Below are 10,036 nucleotides of genomic sequence, written 5' to 3'. Positions count from 1 at the left end.
GGGCCCCCCCGGCCGCCCGCGGCCTCCCTCTCGGTCTTTGTCTGGCGTGCCCCCCAACTCCGGGGGGGGGGGGCGGGGGGCTGGGGTTTGGGGGGGGGGGGGGGGGGGGGCGGCCCCCCCCCCCCCCCCACGCCCCCCGTCCCTCCGGCCGGAGAGCATCACGCGGCAGGCCTCAGCGCGGGTTGCGGTTCCGGTTGCGGCGCCGGTGCCGCCTTCGATTCCCACAGCCTGGTGGTCCGCAGGTAACCGTGGATCACGAAGCCCATCGCCAGGACGAGCAGGGGGCCGAACACCCAGGGATGCCTGGCCATCTCCATCGGCAGATAGCGGTAGGACAGCACGAGCGCGGTGAAGACCGCCGTGCCGTGCGCGACCAGCCGGGTTCCCGACCGGTCCCAGCCGCGGTCGAGCGAGCGCAGCGCCGCCTCGATCGTGAGCGCGAACACCACGCCGGCGATGAGGTCCGTGCCGTAGTGGTAGCCGAACCCCAGGGTCGCGCCGAGCGTGGCGGTCAGCCAGAAGGCGCCGGCGAAGCGCAGAACCCGCGGGCCCTTGCGGGAATGGATGAAGATCGCGGTGGCCCACGCCGTGTGCAGGCTGGGCATGCAGTTGCGCGGGGTGAGGTCGTCGTACGTCACCGGGTGCGGGGGATGGAGCGGCGGTGGCGTGTTCGGCCACAGGTTGGCCACGGCCCAGTGCACACCACCGGTGCCGGAGGCGCCCGGGCCGTAGGCGAAGACCGGTCCGACCACCGGGAAGATCATGTAGATCGCCGGCCCCACGAGGCCGATCACCAGAAAGGTGCGCACCAGATGGTGGCTCGGGAAGCGGCGCTCGACCCGCACGTTGCGCAGCTGGTACAGCGCGACGACGATCGCGGCCACCGCGAGCTGGGCGTAGACCAGGTCGAGAACATGGCTGAGGATCGGGTCGGTGGCCCTGAGGATCCGGCCCGCCAGCCATGACGGGTTGCCCAGGGCGTTGTCGGCGGTCGCCACGTACGGGTCGAGCACCGACGGCCGGGTCTTGGCCGTGATCAGCAACCAGGAGTCGCCGATCTTGCGGCCGGCCACCAGCAGCAGCCCCAGCCCGACGCCCTTCAGCAGCAGGACACGTTCCTGGCCGGTGCGGCGGGTGACGGCGATGACCGCACAGCCCAGCATCACCCACAGCGCGCCGTTCCCGAAGGAATGGCCGTCGGCCGTCCTGATGCCGGCCGCCCACCGCACCAGGGCGAAGGCGACGTCGATGCCGATCGCGGCACCGGCCGCGATGAAACGCTGCCGCCAGGTGAGGACCACCATCATCAGGGCCAGCCCGGCGTACAGCGGACCCGGTTTCGGGGGGAGCACCACCTCTTCCACCTGGGTGGTCAGCGGTCCCGGTGCGCCGGCGCTGCGACGCGCGACGATCTCCAGCGTGATGAGGAACACAAGGGTCGCCACACCCGCCGCGGCCCAGAGCAACGCCCGCGGCCGACGCCACGCGTCGGCCGTGATTGTGCCGTTTATTCGCGAAAACACCCGCGAGACTGTAGGTATCAATTGTTTGCCGATGTGTTAGATGTTAGCCAGCGAGGTCACTCTTCGTGCCGGATGGCGTGTCTTCCAGTGACGGACGGGCGACGGGGGTGCTCGTCGACGTCTGATCATGCCATCGGGTCGTGCGGGTGGTTCCGCTGGTCATGGGCGGCGACGCGAAGGCCGGCCGGCGTGGTGCCCGGCCGGGCTCGGGCCGTCCCCCGGGACCGCTCGGGCGCGGTACGCGCCCGGCACGGCTCGGACGACTCGGCGGGCCGCCCCTGCTCCATCGCAACCTTCCCCCCTGCAAGATCTCCGCGGGCCGGGCGCCGAGAGCCACCGCGCCGGCCCGGCGCGCGGATCGAGCCCCGCGATCGTGCGGTCTCACCGGTCCCGCCGGCCGTTCGCGAACGCGCGCGCCGTTCGGCGAGGCCCTCTCTCGCCCACCCGGAAAGACGGCATCCGGGCTGATCGAGTTGCCTGTGCGACGAAAGCGGTGGCAGCCGGCGTACGCGGCGGTCGCATTGACCTCGAAGATCAACCGGGAGGCACTGCCGGCCAGGCCCCCGGATGGGGCCGGGCGCGCAAGGCGCTGTCAGCCTCCGTCGGGACCGGGGCGGCGGCGTCGCTTCAGTACGCCGACGAGCGTGGCCAGGTCGGCGGCGCCCGCGGGGTCGTCCGCGTAGCGGGTGGTCTGCAGGGGGCCCACCTCCGGAAGGACGATGTCCTCACGGGCCAGGACATGGACCAGAGCCAGCAGGGCCGCACGGGCGTTGCCGTCAGTGAAAGGGTGGAAGAACGCCACGTCGAGATAGACGCGGGCCGCGCGGCCTGCCAGGGGCACGCCCGGCTCGGTCGCCTCGCGCAGGCAGGCGGCGAAGTCGGCCCGGGTGTGCGAGGTCAGGCCGTACCGCTCGGTGCCGTTCTTCGCGAAGGCGTCGCCCGTGCGGAACGACGCCTTCGCCACACCGAGGACCTCGCGCTGCCAGCCGGCCAGCAGGGCGAAGTCGAGCGGGGCGCGGCGTGCGGCGTCGGCGCGGGCCAGGGCGTGGGCGCGGAGGAGCCGTTCGGCGCGGGCCGCGTCGCGGCGGCGGACCGGGCCTGCGCACCAGGCCGGGAAACCGTCCCGCTCGGGCGGTTCCCGCCGCAGGGCGGGGGCCCGGTTCCAGTCGGTCTCGCGACGTACGCGCAGCCAGGTCGTGAGGCTGTCAGTGGCGGTCATGGAACTCCTCCAGGGCGGCCCACTGGCGGTGGTCACGGTAGGGGGCCCGGCCGGTGAGGCCGACGGCAAGGTCCTCCCCGACCGATTCGATCACTCCTGGTCCCGGAGCCACCCAGCTCCTGAACCGGCCGCCGATCGCGGCGTCCACCGCCCGGGCCGCCTCGGCCTGTTCCATGCCGGTGGTCGTGAGGAACCAGTTCAGGACCCTTGCCGCCTGCCCGTGCCAGCCGCCTTCCGCGCCCGAGTCCAGTGCCGAAGTGACCAGCCGGACGCAGGCCCGCTCCAGGTGCCAGCTGCGTTCCTCCGGAGAGGCCTCCGGCGGCGGCGCGAGTTCCACGAAGCGCTGAGCCAGTCTCTCCAGCCACTCCCGCCACTCCAACAGCGCGCCGACCACACGGTCCGCGGTCTCCTCGGGCGTCGTCACCGAGCCGGCGCCGCTGACCCAGCTGCCGATGACCCCGCCGTGCCGGTAGCACCAGTTCCATCCCTGGGCCCAGTCTCCGTAGCGCTCCCGGATGATGGCGTCCACCTGGCTTTCGCACCAGTATTCGCCCTGCCACCGGCCTTCCATGCCGGAGAGCACGGGCGGCACCCACTCGTGGACCAGCGCGCGCAGGTGGGCTTCCTCCTTCTCGTCCCAGGCGAAGGGATGGCGGGCCGGGTCGACGTCGTCCCAGTTCTCCGGGTATCGGCCGCGGGGTACGCGGTTCTCCGGGAAGGGCAGGGTGTCTCGGTTGTATGCCAGTGCCGGCCGTTCCTTCACTCGCCGCGACAGGAGCGTCAGTGTCTCGCCGCGGAAACGGCTTGGCCAATGGATTTCCGGAGCGTGCACCCGTCCTCACCCCAGCCGCGGGCCAAGTGTCCATGCCTCAGCCGCCGTTGGGGGAGGCTAGGATCCCAGCGACGTTCAGCGATCGAGGTACGGGGGGACCGATGACTGGTCAGTGGGAGAGACTCGGCGAGGCGGACGGCATCGAGGCGTATGTGCACCGGCCGTCGGGTGAGGTGCGGGGCGCCGTGGTGGTCTGCTCCGAGCTGTACGGAGTGAACGCCTATGTCCGCGACACTTGCGCGGAGTTGGCGGCGGCGGGGTACGCCGCGCTGGCGCCCGACTACTACTGGCGCAACGCGCGCCGCACCGGGCTCGGATACTCCGCCGAGGAGCGCGAGGACGGCCTGGTGCTGATGCGTGCCCTGGACCGGGACGAGTTGGTGGCCGACGCCTCCGCGGCGCTGGCCGCGGCGCGCACGGAAGCCGGGGAGCGGGGCGTGGCGTTTCTCGGGCTCAGCATGGGCGGCCACATCGCGGTGCGGGCCGCGACCGAGCTGCGGTTCGAGTTGGCCGCGGTCTTCTATCCGGGTTGGCTGTTGAACAGCGGCTTCCCGCTGGTCGGTCCGGTGCCGCCGTTGGAGACCAGCGAGCGGATCGCCGAGGGTGGCGCTTTCCTGCTGGGTTTTCGCGGGGAGCTGGACCACATCATCCCCGCCGAGGAATGGAAGCAGGCCGAGCAGCGGCTCACCGAGGCCGAGGTGCCCCACGAGATGGTGACCTACCCGGGCGCCCGGCACGGCTTCGCCTGTGCGGACCGTCCGGCCGACTACGACCCGGAGGCCGGCGCGGATGCCTGGCGCAGGGTGTACGCCGCCCTGGAGTCGCATCTGTAGCGGATGGGCGGTTCTGTAGCGGATGGGCGGTCGGCGGAACCACCGTCGGACGACCGCGGCGCTTGCCGCACAGGTCCGCCGCGGGGGCCGATGCCCGGGGCCCGCACCGTTGTGCCAGGGTGGGGCCATGAGCCGCCCCGGAATCGACGACGAGTTGAGGTCGGCGCTTCGGGACGCCGACTCGGCGTCATGGTCCACCAGGGCATCCGCCGGGCGCCGTCTGGCCGGTGCCGCGGAGGTCACCGGAGTGGCGCCGGTCCTTAAGCCGGCTCCTGTTGGACGGTCAGGACACCGCGGTCACTCAGGAGACGGCACAAGCCCTGCTCGAACGGTGGGACGTCCGCGGCCTGCGTCTGGTCCTGGCCGCGCTCACCGTCGCGGACGCCGACACCGGTGATCACCTCTGCATGGCGGTCGACGATGTCTGCCTGCGGTCCGAGGAGGACCTGGAGCGGCTCGCCGGCCTGTGCTCGGCGCTGGCCTCGGATGCCGACGCCGCGATCAGGGAGGAAGCGGGCCACCTCCGAAGGAGAGCTCGCGGTCACCGATAGGCGGTGCCCCGCCTGCCCGGTGCGGGACCGGTGCCGTGCCCGGGGATCGGCCGCGGACCCGCGAGGGAATGGTGGCTCGCGCCGTCAGGCGGCCCGGCAGAGCGCCGTGGGGCCGGCCGGTGCCGCGGCGCAGGCCACGGTCGCCGGCTCGGTCCGGGCGGTTCGGACGGGCGCCGCGCCCTGCGAGCGGTTCCGCGCGAAGACGACGAGGCGCAGCACCGCGAACCGCGCGAGGCCGGCGAGTGAGGAGGCGGACAGATAGACGAGCTGCTGGAGCAGCGCACCGGGTGCCGCCACCAACTGCTGCAGGACGAACATTGCCACGCAGGTCACCGCGTACGCGGCCGCCGCCGACCCGGCCGACTGCATATGCTGGCGCCAGGTCGCGCGCCCGCCCGCGCCGAAGGTGAAGCGGGCGTGCAGCTCGGTGGCGAGGAGCGTCGAAGCCACGGTGACCAGGGCGTTGGCCAGCGGCCAGGAGATCCAGGCGGCCAGGGCCGCGACGGCGAAGCTGGAGGCGAGTCCCACTCCGCCGCCGCAGAGCACGAAGCGGGCGAAGGCGGCCATGGCCCCCGGTGCCGCCTGTTGCCGAGTCGGTGCTCTGTCCATGTCCTGTCCATCCCCCGTGATCCGCCCGCTCCGTGAAACGCGCGCCTGGGCCGCCGGGCCCCTGACTGATCGTTTCAAGCGATGGAAACGCTACGTTGCCTTCATGGGTCAGGCAACTCATTTTTCGCCCGTGAGTGCTTTGTTCGCAGGTAGAAGAAGATTAATCGTTGCAATGGTTCCTGATTAACGCAACGACCCCGCCGTTCGCTCATTGCAATGAACTGCGACTGGTCCTAGGTTCCAGGTGTCCGACCGGACGACGCCGGCGAGGCCCCGCCCAAGGTGCGCGCCGTGGGATCAGCCACGAGGGCCTGCCGCGCCCAGGCCGAGGTCGCTCTTGAACAGCTCGATGACCGCGTGCCGATCACGATCGATCTCCGGCACCCCCGCCTGCTCGTCGCCGGCGCCGGCAGCGATCATCGAATGCGCCTCGATGATCCGTTCCACCAGTTCCCGGGCCTCGATCGCCACCCTCTGACCGGCCAGGATCTCGATCTGAGCGGTGACCGCGTAGAGGCGGCCGTCCTCCGAACGGTTCCGCTGACCGGACTTCGCCTGCCCGTAGCCGGCGCTGATCGACCGAAGATACTCGGAATAGGCGACCTGTTTGGCGGCGCTGAACGCGTCCTCCTGCTGCCACCTGCGGGTGAGCCGTGCCTGCAGCTGCTGGAGGGCGCCCCCGATCAGGACTCCGAGCAGAGTGCCGACCACGCCCACGACGACGGAGCCCATGTCCAGCCTCCTGGCAACCCGTTCAGCCGAGGACGGTCGTCGTCGGCGGCTTCCCAGGATTCTCCACGGTCGGCCCACGGTACGGTCCGGCTCGCCGCGCATGCCGACGAACCACCGAACGCCCGGCCCCGGCATCCCGCCCTCGAACCCCTCCCGGCCCCACGCGGGTGGGCCGTCAGGCGGTGCCGGGGGGTTTGGGGAGTGCCCGGTGGGCGTACCAGGCTTCGAGAGCCTGGGCGCGGGTGCCGGCCGGGTTCTCGCGGTGCCAGGCGCTGGTGAAGCGGTTGAACTCGAACTGTTCCGCGATCTCGCGCGGCCGGGCCGCGTCCGGGCGGGTGGCGTGCCAGTGGGCGACCGCGTCGGCCAGCGTCCGGCCGGGGTTCTCGGCGATGAAGTCGCGCATGAAGGCGTCGAAGTGGAAGCCGGGGCCGATCGCCTCGGCGAAGTACCTCCGCAGGACCTGGCTGCACCGCTGGCCGGGCGGGATCACGGTGTCGCCGTCGACGGGATCGGCCAGCTGTGCGGTCGCCGGGCGGCGGCGGGCCGGGACGGCCGGCAACGGCAGGCCGTCCAGCGCCGCGGCGAGCCGGGCGGTGAGCGCCGTCTTGCCGCCGTGCCGAGCGATGCCCATCGTGCGGGCGAGACCGGTGAGCTCGTCCAGAGTCCAGTACCAGCGCAGCAGCTCGGCACCGGTGAGGCCGGCGGTCAGCGGCGGCCTGGACTCGGCGGCTGTCGTACTGGTGGTCCGGTTCTCGTTCATGCCCGTCATTCTGCCGGGCGGCGTCCAGCGACAGGGTTCCGGCCGCGACCGGGCGCCGTGAGCCGGGGGCCTACTCCGGCGGGCGTGTCCAGGCGCGGACGGCCAGCTTGCCGGTGGTGCCGAGGTCCAGGTGGGGCGTCACGGTCACCGGATCGGCGCCCCGTTCGGTCCGCACCCTGACGTAGGGGACGTCGACCGCGGTGCCGAACCCGGTGGTGTTGCGCCACATGAGACCCGAAAGGGCACTCTCGCCCGGCTTCAGGACCAGCGGGCGGGCCGGGTCGTCGAACCCGGTACCTGTGCTGATGCCACCGCTTCCGTGCACGATCCGTACGCCTTCGACGGGTGACCGGTCCTCGTCCAGCAGTTCCAGAAGCGGGTAGCCGTCGAGCGAGTAGTCGCGCGTCCCGCAGTTCTCCAGGCGCAGCCCCACCACGCGCAGCCCCATCGCGGCATCGCCGTCATCGGCGGTGAGGCGGACTCCGGAGGGCGGGCACGCGCCGGACGCCGCCGGCGCCTCGGCCGCGGACACCTTGGTCACGCGGGAGACCTTGACCCGGGTCACCCGGGACGCTCCGGGGGACAGCGTCCCCAGCCGGACCGTGCCGCGCACGGTCGCGCCGGATCCTACCGAGCGCACGGTCTCGTCCGTGTGGCCCATGACTTCGCCCGCGTCCGTGGTGAAGTCGAACAGGATGGTGTACGTCAGCGCCTCGGTGCCGTCGTTGGTGACCTCGTAGGCGGCCGAGATGCCGGACCCACCGGTGGGCAGCGGGTCGGCGTGGACGGAGAGCCCGTCGGAGCCGGGGCTCGCGCTGGGCGAAGAGGAGGGGAGGGACACCGAGGTGATCCGGACGCCGTCCACGGGCGGGAAGGTGACGGCGGTCCCGGAGCCGGGGGAGGCCACGCCCGCGCCGGGAGTCCCCGCCTGCTCGGATCCGCACGCCGTGAGCAGCAGGAGTGCGGCGAGGGGCGGAAGGAGGGAGAAGGTTCTGCGCATCCGGTCACCCCATCAGGGGCAGGCGCGCCGAGCCATGGCGGAAGCCACAGTTCCGGTCACGGGCGTGTCACGGATGGCTGCCGAGCGGCTGCCGAGGGGCCGACGGACACTCCCGTCGGTTCGCCCCCCTCGCGGTCAGGTGGACGCGCTCGCCGGTCTCCCCGCCCCGGACGCCTGGACGATCGGACAGAGGAACTCTGGTGTCTCTTTGGTAAGTTGGGCGGCCATGCCTGCCGGACCAAGGAGCGGGGCTTGCGTGCGCGGCCGCAGCGCTCTCCGCGCTCACACGTCCCCTGCTGAGCGCTCGGCGTCCGCCGCCGATCGCGCTGATCGAGTGATGGCGACAGCCATGCCCTCGTTGCGCCGGGCCGGTGCGAGCCCGGTGTGGTGTCATTCGTCAGGTTGTCCCTCCACGACCGGGCGGTCCGTCAACCTGCCCCGGAGCCCGCGCAACGGACAAGGCGGGGAATGGGAACGGAGACCACTGGATGGTGAGCTCAGCGACCGGGCTCTTGTCGGCGGGTCAGGCCTGGACCTCCGAGAACACATGGCTCCTGGTGGTGGTGGGCGTGTCCATCGCCGTCGTCGTCCTGCTCATCAGTGTGCTGAAGATCCACGCCTTCCTGGCTCTGACGGTGAGTTCGCTGACGGTCTCGCTCCTGGCCGGCGAGCCCGCCCAGAAGGCCATCCTCTCCTTCACGACCGGGCTGGGCCGCATCACCGCCTCGGTGGGCGTACTCATCATCCTGGGGGCGGTCCTCGGCCGAATGCTGGCCGACTCCGGTGGTATCGAGCGGCTCGTCGACAGCCTGACCCGTATGGTCCGGCCGGAGCGGCTGCCGTGGGCGGTCACCCTGGTCGCGGCCCTGATCGGCCTGCCGATGTTCTTCGAGGTCGGCTTCGTGATGCTGATGCCCCTGGTGCTGCAACTGGCGAAGCAGATGCACTACCCGGTGCTGCGGGTGGGCATGCCGGTCGTGGCCGGTCTGGCCACGGTGCACGCGCTGGTCCCCCCGCATCCGGGGCCGCTGATCGCGATCCAGGCGGTGCACGCGTCGATCGGTCTCACCATGCTGTACGGGCTCCTCGTGGCCGTGCCCTGCGCCATCGTCGTCGGCCCGCTGTTCACCGCCTACATCTGGCCGCGTGTGCCGGCCCACGTACCCGACTCCGCCACCGCCGCCTTCACCACCAGCGGGCACCACCGGCACGACGAGGCAGGCGGCGACTCCGGTACGGGCCGTGCCGACGGGGCCGCCCCGCACCGCATGCCGAGCCTTCCGGTCACGCTCGGCACCATCCTGCTCCCCATCGTGCTGATGACGCTCAAGGCCGTCTTCGACAGTGTCCGTATGCCCCACGGCACGCTGTACACCGTCGTGGAGTTCCTGGGCACCCCGATGATCGCGCTGCTGATCACGGTGTTCGTCTCGCTGATCACCTTCGGGTACGCACTCGGATTCAGCCGGCGCCATGTCCAGGCGTCCCTCGCCAGGAGCTTCGCACCCGTCGCCGGTGTCATCGTGATCGTCGGCGCCGGTGGGGGGTACTCCCAGGCCCTGCAGGACACCGGCGTCGACCGGGCCGTCACCCAGGCCGCGGGCCACCTCCACATCCCGCTGCTCTTCCTCGCCTGGCTGGTCGCCGCACTGATGCGGACCATCGTCGGTTCCGGCACCATCGCCACCATCACCGCGGCCGGCATCGTCGGCCCTCTCTCGCACGGCCTGGCGCCCCCTCAGGCGTCCCTGCTGGCCCTCGCCCTGGGATCGGGCGCGGCCTTCGCGGGGCACGTCAACGACGCGGCCTTCTGGATGGCCAAGGAGTACTTCGGCACGTCGATCAGTGGCACGCTGCGGACCTGGACGGTGTCCCACACCCTGCTCTCCCTCACGTCCCTGGCCTGTCTCTGGCTGCTCAGCACCGTCGTGTGACGGCGCCCGAGCCGACCACGAGAGCCGCGCCGGCGGCACGAAC

General features: G+C 71.9%; 10 protein-coding genes. 3 read left to right on the top strand and 7 right to left on the bottom strand.

Annotated elements, in window-relative coordinates; translation table 11 throughout:
- Positions 1 to 158: 158 nt before the first annotated feature.
- From FHS34_RS11605 to FHS34_RS11595, 3 genes are all read right to left on the bottom strand, one after another.
- The gene (locus FHS34_RS11605) at positions 159 to 1,499 is read right to left on the bottom strand and encodes a phosphatase PAP2 family protein (RefSeq protein WP_225817405.1); all 1,341 of its coding nucleotides are present in this window, start codon (positions 1,497 to 1,499) and stop codon (positions 159 to 161) included.
- 616 nt (positions 1,500 to 2,115) lie between these two features.
- Positions 2,116 to 2,742 (bottom strand): Fic family protein, encoded by a 627-nt coding sequence (locus FHS34_RS11600; RefSeq protein WP_184963891.1) that lies wholly within the window; start codon positions 2,740 to 2,742, stop codon positions 2,116 to 2,118.
- Complete coding sequence (locus tag FHS34_RS11595; protein WP_225817352.1) at positions 2,729 to 3,505, bottom strand: hypothetical protein; 777 nt, start codon at positions 3,503 to 3,505, stop codon at positions 2,729 to 2,731. The genes FHS34_RS11600 and FHS34_RS11595 overlap by 14 nt, the downstream gene beginning before the upstream one ends.
- Before the next feature lie 170 nt (positions 3,506 to 3,675).
- On the opposite strand from FHS34_RS11595, the gene FHS34_RS11590 reads away from it, so the two are divergent.
- Both FHS34_RS11590 and FHS34_RS11585 read left to right on the top strand, forming a co-directional pair.
- The gene (locus tag FHS34_RS11590; protein WP_184963888.1) at positions 3,676 to 4,407 is read left to right on the top strand and encodes a dienelactone hydrolase family protein; all 732 of its coding nucleotides are present in this window, start codon (positions 3,676 to 3,678) and stop codon (positions 4,405 to 4,407) included.
- 275 nt (positions 4,408 to 4,682) lie between these two features.
- The gene (locus FHS34_RS11585; protein WP_184963886.1) at positions 4,683 to 4,958 is read left to right on the top strand and encodes a hypothetical protein; all 276 of its coding nucleotides are present in this window, start codon (positions 4,683 to 4,685) and stop codon (positions 4,956 to 4,958) included.
- Between the two features lie 84 nt (positions 4,959 to 5,042).
- On the opposite strand, the gene FHS34_RS11580 is transcribed toward FHS34_RS11585, so the two are convergent.
- The 4 genes from FHS34_RS11580 to FHS34_RS11565 all read right to left on the bottom strand — a co-directional run bounded on the left by FHS34_RS11580 (position 5,043) and on the right by FHS34_RS11565 (position 8,059).
- Positions 5,043 to 5,567, bottom strand: a complete 525-nt coding sequence (locus FHS34_RS11580; RefSeq protein WP_184963884.1) for a GtrA domain-containing protein — start codon at positions 5,565 to 5,567, stop codon at positions 5,043 to 5,045.
- Positions 5,568 to 5,864: 297 nt separating this feature from the next.
- Positions 5,865 to 6,299 carry a hypothetical protein gene (locus FHS34_RS11575; RefSeq protein WP_184963882.1) on the bottom strand — a complete coding sequence of 145 codons (435 nt, stop codon included), beginning with the start codon at positions 6,297 to 6,299 and terminating at the stop codon, positions 5,865 to 5,867.
- A 175-nt stretch (positions 6,300 to 6,474) separates the two neighbouring features.
- Positions 6,475 to 7,059 (bottom strand): DUF6434 domain-containing protein, encoded by a 585-nt coding sequence (locus tag FHS34_RS11570; protein WP_184963880.1) that lies wholly within the window; start codon positions 7,057 to 7,059, stop codon positions 6,475 to 6,477.
- A 70-nt stretch (positions 7,060 to 7,129) separates the two neighbouring features.
- Entirely contained in the window at positions 7,130 to 8,059 is a 930-nt protein-coding gene (locus tag FHS34_RS11565) for a DUF4232 domain-containing protein (protein WP_184963878.1), read from the bottom strand.
- Positions 8,060 to 8,547: 488 nt separating this feature from the next.
- On the opposite strand from FHS34_RS11565, the gene FHS34_RS11560 reads away from it, so the two are divergent.
- On the top strand, positions 8,548 to 9,993 hold the full coding sequence (locus FHS34_RS11560) for a GntT/GntP/DsdX family permease (protein WP_184963875.1): 1,446 nt from the start codon (positions 8,548 to 8,550) through the stop codon (positions 9,991 to 9,993).
- Positions 9,994 to 10,036 lie beyond the last annotated feature (43 nt).

The organism is Streptomyces echinatus (assembly GCF_014203595.1).
GTDB lineage: Bacteria > Actinomycetota > Actinomycetes > Streptomycetales > Streptomycetaceae > Streptomyces > Streptomyces echinatus.
This window is presented reverse-complemented; position numbering and strand designations above follow the sequence as displayed.